The organism is Vibrio sp. R10-SG-ISO4, from assembly GCF_059834135.1.
This window is the reverse complement of record NZ_JCBDHJ010000023.1, coordinates 18,076-35,717: the sequence shown is the minus strand read 5'-3', so window position 1 is coordinate 35,717 and position 17,642 is coordinate 18,076. Positions and strand designations below refer to the sequence as shown.

Annotated in this window: 16 protein-coding genes; 13 read left to right on the top strand and 3 right to left on the bottom strand. The window is 49.6% G+C overall.

The genetic code is table 11. The annotated features are described in order from the left end of the window. Positions 1–2,100 (top strand): exodeoxyribonuclease V subunit alpha, encoded by a 2,100-nt coding sequence (gene recD, locus AC6R03_RS16965; RefSeq protein WP_500631508.1) that lies wholly within the window; start codon positions 1–3, stop codon positions 2,098–2,100. A gap of 68 nt (positions 2,101–2,168) precedes the next feature. On the opposite strand, the gene AC6R03_RS16960 is transcribed toward recD, so the two are convergent. Beyond that, positions 2,169–2,345, bottom strand: a complete 177-nt coding sequence (locus tag AC6R03_RS16960; RefSeq protein WP_334551325.1) for a hypothetical protein — start codon at positions 2,343–2,345, stop codon at positions 2,169–2,171. A gap of 274 nt (positions 2,346–2,619) precedes the next feature. Next, positions 2,620–3,957 carry an amino-acid N-acetyltransferase gene (argA, locus tag AC6R03_RS16955; protein WP_500631507.1) on the bottom strand — a complete coding sequence of 446 codons (1,338 nt, stop codon included), beginning with the start codon at positions 3,955–3,957 and terminating at the stop codon, positions 2,620–2,622. Positions 3,958–4,147: 190 nt separating this feature from the next. On the opposite strand from argA, the gene AC6R03_RS16950 reads away from it, so the two are divergent. The 12 genes from AC6R03_RS16950 to AC6R03_RS16895 all read left to right on the top strand — a co-directional run bounded on the left by AC6R03_RS16950 (position 4,148) and on the right by AC6R03_RS16895 (position 16,299). Next, complete coding sequence (locus tag AC6R03_RS16950) at positions 4,148–4,564, top strand: DUF2850 domain-containing protein (RefSeq protein ID WP_334551322.1); 417 nt, start codon at positions 4,148–4,150, stop codon at positions 4,562–4,564. Between the two features lie 69 nt (positions 4,565–4,633). Beyond that, positions 4,634–5,737 (top strand): murein transglycosylase A, encoded by a 1,104-nt coding sequence (gene mltA / locus AC6R03_RS16945; protein ID WP_500631506.1) that lies wholly within the window; start codon positions 4,634–4,636, stop codon positions 5,735–5,737. Between the two features lie 140 nt (positions 5,738–5,877). Then, on the top strand, positions 5,878–6,684 hold the full coding sequence (tcdA, locus tag AC6R03_RS16940; protein WP_500631505.1) for a tRNA cyclic N6-threonylcarbamoyladenosine(37) synthase TcdA: 807 nt from the start codon (positions 5,878–5,880) through the stop codon (positions 6,682–6,684). 14 nt (positions 6,685–6,698) lie between these two features. Then, positions 6,699–7,130, top strand: coding sequence for a cysteine desulfurase sulfur acceptor subunit CsdE (csdE, locus tag AC6R03_RS16935; protein ID WP_500631504.1), 432 nt, complete (start codon positions 6,699–6,701; stop codon positions 7,128–7,130). Between the two features lie 133 nt (positions 7,131–7,263). Next, positions 7,264–8,388, top strand: a complete 1,125-nt coding sequence (rlmN, locus tag AC6R03_RS16930; RefSeq protein ID WP_487901679.1) for a dual-specificity RNA methyltransferase RlmN — start codon at positions 7,264–7,266, stop codon at positions 8,386–8,388. A 345-nt stretch (positions 8,389–8,733) separates the two neighbouring features. Continuing rightward, on the top strand, positions 8,734–9,732 hold the full coding sequence (rodZ, locus tag AC6R03_RS16925) for a cytoskeleton protein RodZ (RefSeq protein ID WP_500631503.1): 999 nt from the start codon (positions 8,734–8,736) through the stop codon (positions 9,730–9,732). 8 nt (positions 9,733–9,740) lie between these two features. After that, positions 9,741–10,859 carry a flavodoxin-dependent (E)-4-hydroxy-3-methylbut-2-enyl-diphosphate synthase gene (gene ispG / locus AC6R03_RS16920; RefSeq protein WP_334551312.1) on the top strand — a complete coding sequence of 373 codons (1,119 nt, stop codon included), beginning with the start codon at positions 9,741–9,743 and terminating at the stop codon, positions 10,857–10,859. 31 nt (positions 10,860–10,890) lie between these two features. After that, a complete protein-coding gene (gene hisS / locus AC6R03_RS16915; protein ID WP_500631502.1) occupies positions 10,891–12,159 on the top strand; it encodes a histidine--tRNA ligase in 1,269 nt (422 codons plus the stop codon). Between the two features lie 61 nt (positions 12,160–12,220). Beyond that, positions 12,221–12,835, top strand: a complete 615-nt coding sequence (locus AC6R03_RS16910) for a YfgM family protein (RefSeq protein ID WP_500631501.1) — start codon at positions 12,221–12,223, stop codon at positions 12,833–12,835. An 8-nt stretch (positions 12,836–12,843) separates the two neighbouring features. Then, complete coding sequence (gene bamB / locus AC6R03_RS16905; RefSeq protein WP_500631500.1) at positions 12,844–14,004, top strand: outer membrane protein assembly factor BamB; 1,161 nt, start codon at positions 12,844–12,846, stop codon at positions 14,002–14,004. A gap of 149 nt (positions 14,005–14,153) precedes the next feature. Continuing rightward, positions 14,154–15,638, top strand: a complete 1,485-nt coding sequence (gene der, locus AC6R03_RS16900; RefSeq protein ID WP_500631499.1) for a ribosome biogenesis GTPase Der — start codon at positions 14,154–14,156, stop codon at positions 15,636–15,638. Positions 15,639–16,062: 424 nt separating this feature from the next. Continuing rightward, positions 16,063–16,299: a zinc ribbon domain-containing protein gene (locus tag AC6R03_RS16895; protein ID WP_334551304.1), complete on the top strand. Its 237-nt coding sequence runs from the start codon at positions 16,063–16,065 to the stop codon at positions 16,297–16,299. Here the strand turns inward: AC6R03_RS16895 and xseA are convergent. Next, a complete protein-coding gene (gene xseA / locus AC6R03_RS16890; RefSeq protein ID WP_500631498.1) occupies positions 16,286–17,617 on the bottom strand; it encodes an exodeoxyribonuclease VII large subunit in 1,332 nt (443 codons plus the stop codon). The genes AC6R03_RS16895 and xseA overlap by 14 nt on opposite strands. Positions 17,618–17,642 lie beyond the last annotated feature (25 nt).

Below are 17,642 nucleotides of genomic sequence, written 5' to 3'. Positions count from 1 at the left end.
ATGGCGCTACTTGTTTCACAGCTGCAACTCTTGGCAGCAAAAGGCGTGATTCGCCAGTTGGACTACCAATTTGCGCGTTTTATCCATCAGCAGTCTAACGATGACCACTTGGCGTTTATCGCCGGTTTGACCAGCGCAGAGCAGGCGAAAGGCAATATCTGTTTACCCCTTTTTGACGCCAATGGTCAAAAGGTGGATCTGGCACACAAGCTCGGTTTGTATGGCGAGGCAGCGCTGAACCTCAATCAGACCTTACATACATTTGATTGGGCTGCCCATTTAGGGAATTCGCCGTGGGTGGGGAGTGCGGGTGAGGCCCTGCCTTTGATGTTCGATGGTGAGCGACTCTACTTGCACCGTTTCTGGCATTATGAAACGACCTTATCCGAACGCTTATTGAGTTTTGGGTTACCTATGATCCTAAAGCCTGATGAGCAAGCGAAGTTGACCGAACTTCTTGATCATCTATTTGCGCGAAATTATCGCTATCTATTTGATGATTTGAGAAAAAATCAGTCAGTGACCCCCGTCATGATTCAGCAATTAGTGTGTGACCATTTAGATGTGGTTACGCCTGATGAGCTCGATTGGGTTGCCATAGGCCAAATACTCCAGCAGGCCAAAACCGTGGCCGAGTTATCTGCTTTAGATAAGCTCGTCCCCCAAGCGGTATGCGTCAGTTGGCAAAAGGTGGCGGCGGCGGTGGCGCTCACTCGTCGATTTGCTGTGATTTCTGGTGGACCCGGTACAGGCAAAACGACCACTGTGACCAAGTTACTTGCTGCCTTGATTGAGCAAGCAAAACAAGATCGCATTAATGGTCATGTGCCAACCATCAAATTGGTGGCGCCGACAGGAAAGGCCGCCGCGCGCCTGACTGAATCTATCGGCCAAGCGGTGGAGCAATTGGCGGTGAGTCCAGAGTTGAAAGCGGCCATACCGACACAAGCTAGCACCATTCACCGTTTGCTTGGCGCGATTCCAGACAGCGCCGAGTTTCGCCATCATCACGATAACCCTCTGCATTTGGACATTTTGGTCGTCGATGAGGCGTCGATGGTCGATCTCTCTATGATGCATAAGCTAGTGGATGCAATGCCCAAGCAGGCTCGGCTGATTTTACTCGGCGATAAAGATCAGCTTTCGTCAGTGGAAGCGGGCGCGGTATTGGGCGACATCTGCTCTTTCCATCAAGAGGGATATAGCGCCTTGCAGGGCAAACTACTCGCCCAACTGACAGGGTTTGATTCACTCGCGCATGGAGCAAGCGCCAGCCAATCAGGGATGGCGGACAGTCTCTGTATGCTGCAAAAGAGTTATCGATTTGATGCGCGCTCGGGGATTGGTCAATTGGCCAAAGCCATCAACTTGGGAGGCGTAAGCAAGGTTGAGCAAGTTTGGCGGCAAGGGTTTGAGGATATTGCCAAATACCCTATCGACACAGAGCACTATCAACAGCTGATAAAATCTCTGGTGGAAGAGTATCGCGGCTACCTTGCGCTGTTAAATGAGGCGAATCAGGCGCAGGAAGATCTCAATACGCTCGCTCGCAACGCGTTATCGGCATTTGCACGTTGTCGTTTGTTGTGCGCCGTTCGAGAAGGGGACTTTGGTGTGCAAGGGCTCAATGCCCGTATTGAGCGCGCTTTGGCTGCGCGCAAGCTGATTCAGGTACAAGATGAGCTTTGGTACCACGGTAGGCCCGTGATGGTGACGCGCAACGATTACGCGTTAGGCCTCTACAATGGTGACATCGGTTTGTGCATTCGTGATCCTGACGAAGAAGGGCACAAGCTGAAAGTCTTTTTTGAACTGCCAGATGGCAGCGTAAAGGCGGTGTTACCCAGCCGTGTACCCGAACATGAAACCGCCTACGCGATGACGATTCACAAATCGCAGGGCAGTGAATTTGATCATACCTTAATGATTTTGCCGCCGGAGTTCAGCCCTATCTTAACTCGAGAGCTCATTTATACTGGCGTCACTCGCGCTAAGTCACGTTTAAGTCTGTATGTGGATGAGTCGGTGATGGCAAGAGGAATAAAAGTGCGAACGGTTCGGGCCAGTGGTTTGACACAGCGCTTGAAGGAAAAAGAGTAAGGTGAGAGAAGGGATGAGCAATCGTCCCTGATTGCTGGCTGCGCTTGGGCAGCGTCGAGCGCCGTCGGTTACAGCGCTTGCGTAAATGAGATGCTGCGAATCGCGTATTTTTCTTGGTAATTGAGGATAAACGCCTTCAACCCTTCTGTGACTGGGAAGACACAATGTACGTCGAGCCCGGCTAACAGTTCGTTGTCTGCCATATCCCAAAAACTTTGAATCGAGTTACAGATGATGGTTTTCATCAAGTTATATGCTCTTAGTATCGTGTTTATCTACTTCAAGCAATCCGTGCGACTTACGCCGAGTTCTCTCAGGTCGTAAGTGAAGGTAAGTCCATGGAGCTCCCGAATCGGGAGCGCAAATATTAACCAATTCAATATATTAAATAAAGTGCTTATCGATAAAAATCGATAGCTCGGTGGCTAACCTATTAAAATGGCTAATAATTTAGTTTTGAAAATCTTGGCAACTGCCGTTTTCCCCTTCATTCCTAATGAGAAAAACGGCAGTAAAAAATCAAAGTTTGATGCTTAATATCTTTGATTTGCGTTGATAGTTGTACAAATTCTGTTTTTGAGATGGTAGGCACTCAACGCCCATTTCGAAGAAACCTTGCTCCCTAAACCAGTGCAAACTGTGAGTGGTTAGTACAAAAATCTTCTCAATTCCTTGTGCTTTGGATTGCAGTTTCATGTGGTTAAGTAACAGCAGGCCGCGGTTACCATCACGATATTCTGGATGAATCGCGACACAGGCCATCTCGGCCATTTTTTCCTGCGGGTAGGGGTAAAGCGCCGCACAGCCGATGATCAAGCCGTCTTTTTCTATGATGGTGAACTGATGAATCTCTTGCTCCAGTTGTTCACGAGAGCGTCTGACCAGTATGCCTTGCTCTTCCAGTGGCCTAATCAGCTCGAGTATCCCACCGATGTCATTGATGTCCGCCATTCGCACTTGCTCAGCGCTGGCATGAACGATCTGGGTACCGATACCATCAAGCGAGAAGAGTTCCTGAATCAGCGCGCCATCCACCTTATAACTGACCAAATGACTGCGTGGCACTCCAGCGCGGCAGGCTTTGGTGGCGGCACGCAAAAAACGCAGTGTCCCAGAGGTGTCGTCGCTGCTAGGGTTGGCTTCCGTTTCCAGTGAGGACAAAATGGCCTCGGCATCTTTAGGAAACAGCTCTGCCACGACATTGTCATTGGCATCAATGACCCCTTGCTCAGAACAAAAACCGATCAGCTTATCGGCTTTGAGCTTGATGGCGACTTGTGTAGCCAACTCTTCCGAGAGTAGGTTAAATGACTCGCCAGTCACTGAACTGGCGATCGGGCCAAGCAGCACAATGGAGCCATGGTCGAGCATGCGATTGATGCCTTCGACATCAATACGCCGAATGCGGCCACTGTGACAGTAGTCCACACCATCATCGACGCCCAACGGTTGGGCAATAATAAAGTTGCCGCTGACGACGTTGAGCTGTGTTCCCGCCATCGGCGTGTTGCTCATGCTCATGGAAAACTGCGCCGTGATGGCCAGTTGCAGTTGACCGGCGGCTTGCATCACGTAGCTCAAATGGGTTTCTTGCGTCACTCGTACTCCCTTGTGATAGGGGGTTTCGCTGTGATTGTGCTGCAAAATGTCGTTAATTTGTGGCCTTGCTCCATGGACGACGACGATTTTCACGCCCAGGCTATGAAGAAGAGCAAGATCACTGATAATATTCGGAAAATTTGCATCTGCGACGGCCTCGCCTCCGAGCATCACTACCATGGTTTTACCGCGGTGAGCATTGACGTAAGGTGCCGATTGTCTGAACCCTTTCACAAGGGCGGTATTTCGAATTTTCACAGAAGCGTCCAAAGTTACAAGTGAATTAGTATGTGGAAATATTGCAATTTTATTCTTGTTTCGGCAAGTGCTTTTCTTATCTCGAGCGGATTTTCTTGAGATGGAAAGCAAACAGTGACCTTGGCTAGACTCGCCAAAGTGCGCATTTTGGTCTAAGACTTACTATTAAGAGCAAGTTTGGAACCCATTCATGAAGAGTAACATCGACGCAAACGGCGCGATAAAAAACAAACTGAAAGAGCGCAGCTTCTTTTTGATGGCTGCCGGACTTGCGTTAGTGGTTGCGCTGCTGGGCACGCAGCTCTATCAATATTACTTACAGGTCACTTATCCTAAGTCTTTCCTTTACGGTACTTGGATTGAGCAAAATGTCGCGGGGTATGCGACGGATCGTTTCGTCCTCAATGAAAATGGTGTCGTGATCAACGGGCGGGTCGTGGATACCAATTTTGCCTTTGATGGTCAGTTCTTTGAATACCGTTTCGGTGATGACACCAAGCGCTTTCAGATCCTCAATCAAGAGTTCTCTGAAATGAAGTTGATTTCACAGCCTCATTATCAACCTATCTATCGTCTTGACGCCAAATACCAGCATAACATTCGCTAACGCTTTTTCGTTGCTATCGGCCAGGCACTTTGCCATGCTTAACGCCAACGACAATAAGGGAAAACCAACGTGCTCAAAAAAATCTTACCTCTGCTTGCGGCCGGTGTTTTGTTTGGCTGTGCTCAGCCAACCGATCGCGCTCAGCAGTATCTCGATGGCGAGTTGACCAATGTGCTCAATTCAGCCGATATAGTGGTGTCCGACAAACCACGAGATTTCACCGAATTTCATCGTCAGGCGGAGCAAGTGGTCATCAACTCACCAAGTATGGCTTCGCTCTATCAACCGCTTTATGACACGCTCAACGAGTGGGTTTTACTCAGTGGCGAGCCGACAGAGCTTGGCCAATACGGCATTCAGGCAGCGCAATTAGGGGGCGGGGATAAGCAGGGTAACGTGCTATTTACCGGGTATTTTTCACCAGTGATGGAACTTCGTCATCAACCGAATGATGTCTTTAAGTACCCAGTGTATGGCAAACCTGAGTGCAGCCAAGACTGCCCAACTCGCGCGCAAATCTATGCAGGCGCTTTGGAAGGACAAGGGCTCGAACTTGGGTATGCCGCGAATCTCATTGACCCCTTTTTGATGGAAGTTCAGGGCAGCGGTTTTGTCCATTTTGAAGATGACGACACGCTGGAGTATTTTGCCTACGGCGGTAAAAACAACAAAGCGTATGTGAGCATAGGTCGAGTTCTGATTGACCGCGGACTCGTGGCTCGCGAAAACATGTCGATGAAAGCGATCAAAGAGTGGGTGATGGCCAACGATGAAGCCACGGTGCGTGAGCTGTTAGAGCAAAACCCATCGTTTGTTTTCTTTGAGCCCCGCGCCGATGCGCCGGTGACCGGTTCGGCGGGTATCCCGTTATTGGCAATGGCGTCGGTGGCAGGGGATCGCTCCCTCTTTCCAATGGGTACGCCTATTTTAGCTGAAGTACCACTGCTCAACCCTGACGGCAGCTGGAGTGGTGCCCATCAACTTCGCTTGTTGATCGTACTCGATACTGGTGGCGCAGTGAAACAGAATCACCTTGATCTGTACCACGGCATGGGGCCGAGAGCCGGTATTGAGGCGGGCCATTACAAACACTTTGGCCGGGTGTGGAAACTCGGATTAGAAGGCAGCGCGACTGAAGCGCCTTGGGCCATGCCGCCAGAGAAGCGCGATTAGTGGCCGCTGGTTAGGGGGATCTTTCCCTTCGGCTAGTTAAGCGTTGGCTTGGCCAATTCTAGACATTTGAAACAAGAGTGCGTATAAATCGCACTCTTTCTATTTACTCATCACCAAATTTGTAGCGGAGAAGCCTTGCCATGCGCCAACTTGATACCCCCGCCTCGGACAGCTATAACCAACGTTTTGGCGGTACACGCCGACTCTACGGACAGAGTGAAGTGGAGATCCTGCGCGCTGCGCACGTGTGTGTTATCGGAATAGGCGGCGTTGGCTCTTGGGCTGTAGAGGCGTTGGCTCGCACAGGGATTGGTGAGTTGACCTTGATTGACATGGATGATGTCTGTGTGACCAACATTAATCGCCAGATTCATGCGATGTCAGGCACTGTTGGGCAGAGCAAAATTGAGGTCATGGCTGAGCGCGTCAAACTCATCAATCCAGAATGCAAAGTCAATTTAATTGATGACTTCATTACGCCAGACAATCAGCATGAGTACCTCAGCAAAGAGTTTGATTATGTGTTAGATGCGATTGATAGCGTCAAAGCAAAAGCGGCGTTGCTCGCCTACTGTCGCAGCAACAAAATCAAAGTGATTACGACGGGCGGTGCGGGTGGCCAGGTTGACCCGACTCAAATTCAAGTCGCAGACTTAACCAAGACCATTCAAGATCCGCTAGCGAAAAAGATCAAAGATACCTTGCGCCGACACCATAATTTCCCCAAAAATCCGCAGCGTAAGTTTGGCATCGATTGCGTCTTTTCCACTGAGCAGTTGAAGTACCCGCAAGCCGATGGCAGCGTGTGTGGGGTGAAGTCAACGGCAGAAGGGCCAAAGCGAATGGATTGCGCCAGTGGCTTTGGCGCCGCCACGGTGGTGACGGCCACTTTTGGTTTTGTGGCGGTCTCGCGTATTGTGGAAAAATTGATTCAGAAATATCGCTAATGAGTGGAAATGAAATGAGTGAAGCACCCTCCTCAGTGTTTGGCCAGACGATAACGGCGGACGATGTCATTCGAACTATGTCAGGATTAAAAGGCTGGGAAGATCGCTACCGACAAGTGATTCAGTGGGGTAAGCTACTCCCCGTGGTGCCTGATGCGCTGAAAAGTGAACAAGTGACGGTGTCAGGCTGTGAGAGCCAAGTGTGGCTGGTCTGCGAGCAGCACGACGGCGTGTGGACCTTTTGTGCCGATTCTGACGCTCGTATTGTACGTGGTTTAATTGCCCTCGTGATGGCGGCTTACAACCACAAAACAGCGCAGCAAATCCAACATTTTGATATGGATGAGTACTTTGAAAAGCTTGGACTTATCGCGCATCTAAGTCCTTCGCGCGGCAATGGGCTGAAAGCGATTGTGGAGCAAATTAAGCAAATCACCGCGGCGTAAATAGCATGTTCAATTAATAAACAAAGTGGAATTAACGCCTTAGGAAATACAGGGCTTTACAACGCTTGTTGTCGCTGAATAAAGGCTGTACAATTCGCGCCCTTAATTAATGTTCTGTCGTTTGTGAGGTTACATGAGCACTGAAAAAATCAATCTACTCGACTTCGATCGCAAGGGCTTGCGTGAATTTTTCGCTGAAGAATTAGGTGAAAAAGCATTCCGCGCCGATCAAGTTATGAAGTGGATCTACCATTTTGGTGTCGATGACTTCGACAACATGACCAACATTAACAAAAAGTTACGCGAGAAACTGCACGCGCGCTGTGAGATCAAAGCGCCGGTAGTCGCTGAGGCGCAACACTCTTCTGATGGCACCATCAAGTGGGCAATGAAGGTGGGCGATCAAGATGTCGAGACGGTCTACATTCCTGAAGACGATCGCGCGACCTTGTGTGTCTCTTCTCAGGTGGGCTGTGCACTGGAATGTAAGTTCTGCTCGACGGCTCAACAAGGGTTCAACCGCAACCTCAAAGTCTCAGAAATCATTGGTCAGGTATGGAGAGCTGCCCGTGAGATCGGCTTAGAAAAAGAGACCGGTCGTCGCCCGATTACCAACGTCGTGATGATGGGCATGGGTGAACCTCTGCTGAACATGAAAAACCTCATTCCAGCCTTAGAGATTATGCTAGATGATCTCGGTTTTGGTTTGTCTAAACGTCGTGTTACTGTCTCCACATCGGGTGTCGTCTCTGGCCTTGATCAGATGACAGGTAAGATTGATGTGGCGTTGGCGATCTCTTTGCACGCGCCGAACGATAAATTGCGCAGTGAAATCATGCCGATTAACGACCGATGGGATATTGAGGATTTTCTTGCGTCTGTGCGCCGCTACATTGCTTCTTCCAATGCCAACCGTGGCAAGGTGACCGTAGAGTACGTGCTATTGGATCACGTTAACGACGATATGGACCATGCGCGTGAATTGGCAGAGCTGATGAAAGATACACCATGTAAAATCAACCTGATTCCATTTAACCCGTATCCGGGCTCGCCTTATAAGAAGCCAAGCAACTCTCGCATTGATCGCTTCCAGAAAACCTTAATGCAGTACGATCACACCGTGACCGTGCGTAAGACGCGTGGGGATGATATTGATGCGGCGTGCGGACAGTTGGTCGGCGATGTCATTGACCGCACCAAACGTACTGCCATGTTAAAAGCGGCCAAAGGTGAAACCATCGAGGTGAAAGCCGTTTAACCGCATATTGAATACTTAAATGTACATGAATCCGGAGGCCAGAGCTTTGCTCTGGCTTTTTTATCGACAATTTGTAATCAGATGTTGCGTCTTAATGTCAATTTAAGGAAAAACCTTGAGCTGGCTGTGAATTATCACCTTTTGTCATGTTGTTTCATCTCTGATATAGATTAGAATTGAAAGTTAATGCTTTTGGTGGCTTCCTCACACTTTTGATGGCGTATATTGCCTCTTTGATGAGTTAGCTGCCCGGATACTTCGCCAATTCTGCCCCATTGCTACCAATAATGAATAACGAAAAGCACGCGCGGAAGAGGCCCTGCACTTAAAAGAGATGAATTCATAATGACTGCCGAACACGAAACGACAGAAACCAATCAACCACAAGAACATATTGAAGCGGGTACACTACTTAAGCAAAAGCGCGAGCAGTTAGGATTAACGCAAAAGCAGATTGCCGATAGGCTTCGTCTTCGCCTCTCCATCATCGAAAACTTGGAAAAAAATGACTTCGAATCTGACCAAGTCGCTACCTTTACCCGCGGTTACCTTCGTTCGTACGCAAAGGCAGTGGGGCTAAAAGAGTCAGTCGTATTGGCTGCGCTCGATCACAGCGGCACCGCTCAGCATAAAGAGCAATCGATGCAGAGCTTTTCACGTAAAACCAAGCGAGAGAAGCACGACAGCCGCATTATGATTCTGACGTGGGGTATTTTTGCCGTGATTGCCGGGATCTCTTCCTTATGGTGGTGGCAAAATCAGCAGGATGACATGTTGGATTTGGGCCAATCTTCGGCGCAGGAAACCACGCAGCAGAGTGCAGACCCAAGCAGCAGTGATACCTTGGACTTTGTTTCGCTTGATGAGGCGATGCCAGATGAGCCTTCGCAAGAGACTCAAGAAACGATGGAACCTATCCTTAGTGAAGATTCCGATGTGAGCAGTATTGAGACGATCGAAAACACGCAAACTGAGATGTCGTCAGAGACTGAAATCATCCGTGAAGAGAGTGCGCTAGAGTCCCCAGCTGAAACAGTGACCGCATCAGACTCAACAGAACAAGCTGATGCGCCGCAAGAGAGCACAACGGATACGGCGGTTGCAGTGACGAACCGTCTAGAGATGAGCTTTAGCGATGATTGCTGGGTTCAGGTGAAAGACGCTAGTGGTAAAACCCTCGTGACCGGCATCAAAAAAGGTGGCGAGTCGGTTGAGTTGGATGGTCAGTCTCCTTACAGCGTGATTTTAGGTGCACCAGAAAACGTTTCAATGACATTAGCGAGTGAACCTGTCGACCTTTCTGGGTATACTTCAGGCAAAGTAGCAAGATTCACCTTACCTTAGACATTACTATGCAACACGAATCTCCTATCAAACGTCGCCCCTCGACTCGTATCTATGTGGGCGACGTACCTATTGGTGACGGTGCGCCGATTGCGGTGCAGTCGATGACCAACACTCGTACTACAGACGTTGACGCCACCGTGGCGCAAATTCGAGCCCTTGAAAATGTGGGTGCGGATATCGTCCGCGTCTCGGTGCCGACAATGGATGCTGCCGAGGCTTTCAAGCAGATCAAGCAGCAAGTGTCGATTCCGCTGGTGGCGGATATTCACTTTGACTACCGCATCGCACTCAAGGTTGCAGAATACGGCGTCGATTGTTTGCGTATCAACCCAGGTAACATCGGTAAAGAAGATCGCATTCGTGCGGTCGTCGATTGTGCAAGGGATAAAAACATTCCAATTCGTATCGGCGTGAACGGTGGTTCTCTGGAAAAAGATATCCAGATGAAATATGGCGAGCCGACCCCAGAAGCCTTGGTGGAATCGGCGATGCGTCATGTTGATATCTTAGATCGCCTCAACTTTGATCAGTTTAAAGTGAGTGTCAAAGCATCCGATGTTTTCCTTGCGGTGGATTCCTACCGACTGTTGGCGAAAAAAATCGATCAGCCACTACACCTTGGTATTACTGAGGCAGGCGGCGCGCGTGCGGGTTCAGTCAAATCTGCGGTTGGACTCGGCATGCTGCTGGCAGAAGGGATTGGCGATACGCTGCGCATCTCGCTTGCGGCGAACCCAGTTGAAGAGATCAAGGTCGGTTTTGATATCTTAAAATCGCTGCGCATCCGCTCTCGCGGGATCAACTTTATTGCGTGTCCGAGTTGTTCTCGCCAAGAATTTGATGTGATTGGCACCGTCAATGCACTAGAGCAGCGTCTTGAAGACATTATCACACCGATGGATGTTTCAATTATCGGCTGTGTGGTCAATGGACCCGGTGAGGCGGAAGTGTCGCATTTGGGCTTGGCAGGCAGTAACAAGAAAAGTGCCTTCTATGAAGATGGCAAACGTCAAAAAGAGCGATTTGATAACGATGATCTCGTGAGTCAACTCGAAGCGAAGATCCGCGCTAAAGCCGCGTTGATGGATTCGCAAAATCGCATTGATGTAAAAGTACAAGAGTAATAACTCTCAACCAACGATTACGGTAATTATTGTGGCAAAAACAATTCAAGCAATCCGAGGCATGAACGATTGTCTCCCAACTCAATCTCCACTGTGGCAAAAACTTGAAGCCGCAGTAAAAAACGTAATCAGCGCTTACGGTTACAACGAAGTGCGCATGCCGATTGTTGAGATGACTCATCTATTTAGCCGCGCGATTGGTGAAGTCACCGACGTGGTTGAAAAAGAGATGTACACCTTTGAAGACCGCAATGGTGACAGCTTAACCCTTCGCCCAGAAGGCACTGCGGGCTGTGTTCGCGCCGGCATTGAAAATGGCTTGCTCTACAATCAAGAGCAGCGCCTATGGTACATGGGCCCAATGTTCCGTCATGAACGTCCGCAGAAAGGTCGCTACCGTCAATTCCACCAGTGTGGTGTCGAAGTGTTTGGCTTAGATGGCCCTGACGTCGACGCAGAGCTGATCATGATGACGGCGCGTCTGTGGCGTGAGCTTGGTATTGATAAACATGTGCGTCTAGAGTTGAACTCGATTGGCTCTCTTGACGCGCGTGCTGAATACCGCAAAGCGTTAATCGAGTTTCTCACTCAGCATATGGATATTCTGGACGACGATTGCAAGCGTCGCATGCACACTAACCCGCTGCGAGTTTTGGATACCAAGAACCCAGAAATCCAAGCGGTACTCGGTGATGCCCCTCGTCTGTCTGACTACTTAGATGCAGACTCAAAGCAACATTTTGCCGGCCTTTGTGAACTTCTCGACGCAGCAGGTATCGAATACACAGTCAATGAGCGTTTGGTGCGTGGTTTGGATTACTACAACCGCACGGTATTTGAATGGATAACGGAAAGCCTTGGTGCGCAAGGTACGGTGTGTGGCGGTGGTCGCTACGACGGCCTGGTTGAGCAACTCGGTGGCAAGGCAACGCCTGCGGTTGGTTTTGCTATGGGCCTTGAGCGTTTGGTTCTGATGCTAGAAACCCTTGAGTTGACCGATGTGCGTCGCAGCGTCGATGTTTACATGGTCACCGCGGGTGAAGGCACCATGATGGCTGGAATGAAGTTGGCTGAGCAGTTGCGCGAGCAAGTGCCAGGGCTGCGAGTGATGAATCACTTTGGCGGCGGCAACTTTAAGAAGCAATTCAAGCGTGCGGACAAAGTGGGCGCAGCGGTGGCGCTGGTTCTCGGCGAGAATGAAGTCGCAGACAGCACGGTCGTCGTGAAAGATCTGATTGGTGGTACACAAGAAACGATCAGCCATGCCGATGTGGCGAGCAAACTAGCGCAGTTGGTATAACCCGATAACAGGAAGTGGCGACCTTTATGCGCCACTTTTTTCGATTTTAAGAGGACAGGAAGTGGAACTCTACGATTCTGAAGAACAACAAGTAGAAGCGATTAAAGATTGGTGGAAAGAAAATGGCAAAGCGGTCATTTTCGGTGCCGTCATTGGTTTGGGTGGTCTGTTTGGCTGGCGTTATTACCAAGACTCCGTCACAGCAGCTCAGGAAGCGGCCTCTGAGAGTTACACCACAGTGATTCAAGAGTTGGCAGCCAAAGGCGCAGATGCAACTGCTAACGTGCAAGGGTTTATTGAGGCGAATGGCGAGTCGCAATACGCGGTATTGGCGGCGATGCAATTGGCGAAAGCTCAGGTTGATGCAGGTAATTTGGATGAAGCACTAGCACAGCTCGAGTGGGCAAAATCGGCCACTAAAGACCAAGCGCTGCTGAGTGTCCTTCACTACCGAATTGCGCGTATTCAAGCTCAGCAAACAGACTTTGATGCGGCGATCTCAGAGTTGGCTAACATCAACGACGAAAGTTGGATGGGGCGCGTAGAAGAGTTGAAAGGCGATATTCTTTTACTCAAGGGTGATGAAGAAGGGGCATATGCCGCCTACACCCAAGCTCAACAGTCTGGCGAGCCAAGTCAGGCTCTGCAAATGAAGCTGGACGATCTCGCTAAGTAAGGATGCGCATGAAGACAATGCTCAATAAAGCACTCTCTACGGCGCTTGTTCTTGGTTTGCTTGCAGGGTGTGCTGGAGAGGAAGACACCATTATCATGGCGCCGACACCGGTTGTGGACAATGAGTTCACGACCAAGAGCGCATGGAGTGCGTCGGCAGGGAAAGGTGTGGGCATGTACTACTCGCAACTTTCACCCGAATACGCCTACGATAAAGTGTTTGTTGCCAGTCGTGATGGTGTGGTGAAAGCACTCAACCCTGAAACGGGCAAAGCGATTTGGCAAGCGGATCTGGAAAAAGAGGGCTCTGCACGTTTATCTGGTGGTATTACCGCCGGTTATGGTCAGCTGTTTATTGGCAGTGAAAATGGCCAAGTGATTGCCCTTGATGAAGAAACCGGTGCGCTCAATTGGCAGACCGCTGTCAAAGGTGAAGTGCTTGCTGCCCCTGCAGTAGACAGTAACTTAGTGATTGTTCATACCAGTGACGGTGTGCTGATCGCTCTCGATCAAGAATCGGGCGAGAGCAAATGGACCATCAGCACTGAAGTGCCGAACCTGACTCTGCGTGGTAACAGCGCGCCAGTGACGGTGTCTGGTGGCGTCTTCTGGGGAACGGCGAACGGTCGTTTGGCGGCAGCGATTGTCGAGCTTGGTCAATTGATTTGGCAGCAACCCATTGGTACACCGCAAGGGGCGACCGAAATCGATCGTTTGGTGGATGTTGATGCTTCACCACTGATTTTGGGCAGCACGCTATACATTGTCGGTTACAACGGGCAGTTGACCGCGATTGATCTGCGTTCAGGTACACCAAGCTGGAAGCGCAACTACTCTTCATCCACTGATATGGCGAGTGAAGGCAGTCGTTTATTCTTGGTGACTGATAAAGACCACATTGTCTCGGTTGATGCGCGCAGCGGTACTGAGCTATGGAGCAATGATCAGCTTGAGCACCGTTTGCTAACGGCGCCAGTCATGCTCAACGGTTACGTAGTCGTGGGTGATAGTCTAGGCTTCTTGCACTGGATTGATCGACGTACCGGCGAATTTGTTGCTCAGCAGCAATTAGATGACAGCGGCTTCGCGGTCTCACCTATCGCTGTGCCGGGTGGATTTGTCACGGTTACTCGCAATGGCGATGTAAAGAAACAGACGATCAACCCATAATCATGTGATATAATTCACATTCGGCTCCTAGCTGGTTACTCAGTTGGGAGCCGTTTTATTGTTAACGCTACGTAGTTATAGGTAAAAATTGGTCTCGTTATCAGTCCTTACCTATAACTACATATGAGAAAAAGATTGTAGAGGTTGTTATGGTACCTGTTGTTGCTCTTGTAGGGCGTCCAAACGTTGGTAAATCGACGTTGTTTAACCGACTAACGCGTACGCGTGATGCGTTAGTGGCGGATTTCCCTGGCTTAACTCGCGACCGTAAATATGGCCAAGCGAAACTTGGTGAGCATGAATTTATCGTCGTAGACACTGGCGGCATCGACGGCACGGAAGAGGGCGTTGAAACCAAAATGGCCCAGCAGTCACTCGCCGCGATTGATGAAGCGGATGTTGTGCTATTCATGGTGGACGGCCGTGCGGGTCTGACCGTGGCGGACGAAGCCATTGCCCTTCATCTACGTAAGATTGAAAAGGCAGCGATGCTGGTGGTAAACAAAGTCGACGGTATTGATGCCGAAGCGGCCAGCGCTGAGTTTTGGCAACTGGGTATGGACAACATGTACCAAATCGCTGCCGCTCACGGCCGTGGTGTTGGTGCACTGATTGACCGTGCGCTTAACCCGTTTGCTGAGCAGTTGCTTGAAGAAGCCAACGGCGAAATTGAAGACCTCACTGACTTCATTGATGAAGAAGAAAAACTGGAATACAGCGAGGAAGAGGCGGAGCAAGAGTTTAAACGCCTACAAGATCAGCCGATTAAATTGGCGATCATCGGTCGACCTAACGTTGGCAAGTCGACACTCACTAACCGTATTCTGGGTGAAGAGCGTGTGGTTGTGTACGATATGCCGGGTACCACTCGTGACTCTATCTACATTCCGATGGAACGCGATGGCCGTGAATATGTCCTAATTGACACCGCTGGTGTGCGTCGTCGTAAACGCATCAATGAAACCGTTGAGAAGTTCTCGGTGGTGAAAACATTGAAAGCAATTGAAGATGCAAACGTGGTTCTTCTGGTCATTGATGCGCGTGAAAACATATCAGACCAAGACTTAAGCCTACTCGGTTTTGCGCTCAACGCTGGACGCTCGATCGTGATTGCGGTCAATAAGTGGGATGGCCTTGATATGGACGTGAAAGAGCACGTCAAGAAAGAGCTGGATCGCCGCTTAGGCTTCGTTGATTTTGCACGCATTCACTTTATTTCGGCATTGCATGGCACGGGTGTAGGTCACCTGTTTGAATCGGTTCAAGAGGCGTACAAGTCTGCCACCACTCGCGTGGGTACTTCTGTTTTGACTCGAATCATGAAGATGGCAACCGACGATCACCAGCCACCTTTGGTACGTGGACGTCGTGTGAAGCTAAAATACGCCCACGCTGGTGGATACAACCCACCGATCGTGGTGATTCACGGCAACCAAGTGAATGAGCTTCCAGACTCTTACAAGCGCTTCTTGATGAACTACTTCCGTAAATCGCTTGAGATTATGGGCACACCGATTCGAATTACTTTCCAGAACAGTGAAAACCCGTATGAAGGTAAATCGAGCAAGATGACCCTATCACAAGAGCGTAAACGCAAACGCTTAATGGGCATGGTGAAAAACCGTAAGAAGTAGCCCTATCTGAATAATCACATGATGGTCAAAACGCCTTAGCTTGCTAAGGCGTTTTTTTATGTCATCAATGGGCTCCACCAAAGAGCCTATCCCTCTTTTCCACTCATTTTCGAGTTACATACTGTGTATTTGGATGAGTGATCATTTTATTAAGTCTGGTTGTAGTGTGTATTTTTAATCTTTATTGGTTAATTGTGCTTTTTAAAATTGAAATGCAGCATATGTAACTTATGCTTTCGGTGTGTGGTTATATAAATGTTCTTTTAGGGGGAGATCGCTGATCACAGCGGCTTTTGCCGATGATCTTATTATGATCATTTATAGAAGCATAGAGCGATGAGAGCAAGCCAGTCGGTGTGATATTGAGTTGGAGATGGGATTTTTGTATATTAGTTTAAGCTAAATTAAAAAGGTAACACAGATCATGAACACCAATCTATGCCCAAGTTGTCAGCAAGAGCTGGAGTGGAATGGCCACTACCACTGCACACAGTGCCAACATGATTACAACAAGATCGGTTGGTGCCCACAGTGCGACAGTGAATTAGAGAAGCTGCAAGCGTGCGGCGCGGCAAATTATTTTTGTAATCAGTGCAACGAACTCAAATCGAAATCAGCGATTCGATTTGAGTTCCGTCCTATTGACTCTAAGAAATCGTAGAAAAGAGGGTGCCGTCGGCTAAACGGGTGACTAAGGTGTCACCTGATTTCATTTGCTTTGTGGAGGTCACTACATCGCCTTGTGCGTTTTGGCTGATCGAGTAGCCACGTTTTAATGTCGCCAGTGGGCTGACCGCATCTAACGTTTCCGCCGCTAACGCGAGTTGATGGCGTTGATAGGTCAAACGTTTATTCATCGCGTCGATCAGTTGTTGCTCTAAACGGATCATGCTTGCGTGTTGATTGGCGAGTTTATGTGCAGGGCTATGCAGGTTGAGTTTGTAGTGCAGTCGCTCGACTCGTTGCTCTGCACTGCGCAATCCATTATCCATCGCTCGCTTGAGGCGAATGTCGAGTTCATCTAACTGCTGGCTCTGACGTTGAAGTTGATGAGTGGGATGTTGACGTTCGAGACGATGCAGCAGGCCAGTCAGGTTGCGTTGTTGCTCAGACACTCTCTGGCGCCACGCACTGAGCAGTTTATGCTCACGGCTAGCGAGCGCTTGCTCTTTATGGCTGTTGTCGCGGCTCACTAGCTCAGCGGCTGCCGAGGGGGTAGGCGCGCGCATATCGGCGACGAAATCGGCGATGGTCACATCCACTTCATGTCCAACCGCACTGATAATCGGGATTTGACTCGCCGCAATCGTTCGCGCTACGACCTCGTGGTTGAAGCACCATAAGTCTTCTAGAGCGCCCCCGCCACGACCGACGATCAAGACATCACATTCGTTACGACTGTTGGCACAGCCAATGGCTTGCGCGATTTGAATCGCGGCATCGTCACCTTGTACTAATGTCGGGTAAATAATCACCGGCAGTGAAGGGTCACGTCGCTTCAGTACATCCAGAATATCGTAGAGCGCCGCACCGGTTTTCGAGGTAATGATGCCAACCCGTTTCGGATGCTCAGGCAGCGGCTTCTTGTTAGTCTGTGCAAACAGGCCTTCAGCAGCTAGCTTCATTTTAAGCGCTTCAAACTCTTGCTGGAGTCGGCCATCGCCTTCCGGCTGCATGCTTTCAATGATCAACTGATAGTCGCCGCGAGGTTCATACAACGAGAGACGCGCTTTGACTAATACTTGATTGCCGTTAGCCGGCTTGAACGTGACACGACGATTATTGCCGCGAAACATCGCGCATTTGACTTGAGCTCGGGAGTCTTTAAGGGTGAGATACCAGTGACCAGACACCGGGGCAGAGAAGTTGGAGATCTCTCCGACCAACCAAACGATACCCATTTCGTTTTCAAGCAGCAGGCGAACTTCTGCGTTGAGGCGAGAGACAGTGAAAATGTTTTGATTGGTGGATCTAGGCACAGCTAATCCCATGGACGTGGGTATG

Excerpts from the sequence above, each read along its gene's own strand:
- AC6R03_RS16950 (WP_334551322.1), top strand. The coding sequence starts at position 4,148 with ATGAAGAGTAACATCGACGCAAACGGCGCGATAAAAAACAAACTGAAA.
- tcdA (WP_500631505.1), top strand. The coding sequence starts at position 5,878 with ATGCGCCAACTTGATACCCCCGCCTCGGACAGCTATAACCAACGTTTT.
- AC6R03_RS16960 (WP_334551325.1), bottom strand. The coding sequence starts at position 2,345 with ATGAAAACCATCATCTGTAACTCGATTCAAAGTTTTTGGGATATGGCA.
- bamB (WP_500631500.1), top strand. The coding sequence starts at position 12,844 with ATGAAGACAATGCTCAATAAAGCACTCTCTACGGCGCTTGTTCTTGGT.
- rlmN (WP_487901679.1), top strand. The coding sequence starts at position 7,264 with ATGAGCACTGAAAAAATCAATCTACTCGACTTCGATCGCAAGGGCTTG.
- ispG (WP_334551312.1), top strand. The coding sequence starts at position 9,741 with ATGCAACACGAATCTCCTATCAAACGTCGCCCCTCGACTCGTATCTAT.
- rodZ (WP_500631503.1), top strand. The coding sequence starts at position 8,734 with ATGACTGCCGAACACGAAACGACAGAAACCAATCAACCACAAGAACAT.
- AC6R03_RS16895 (WP_334551304.1), top strand. The coding sequence starts at position 16,063 with ATGAACACCAATCTATGCCCAAGTTGTCAGCAAGAGCTGGAGTGGAAT.
- der (WP_500631499.1), top strand. The coding sequence starts at position 14,154 with ATGGTACCTGTTGTTGCTCTTGTAGGGCGTCCAAACGTTGGTAAATCG.
- csdE (WP_500631504.1), top strand. The coding sequence starts at position 6,699 with ATGAGTGAAGCACCCTCCTCAGTGTTTGGCCAGACGATAACGGCGGAC.
- recD (WP_500631508.1), top strand. The coding sequence starts at position 1 with ATGGCGCTACTTGTTTCACAGCTGCAACTCTTGGCAGCAAAAGGCGTG.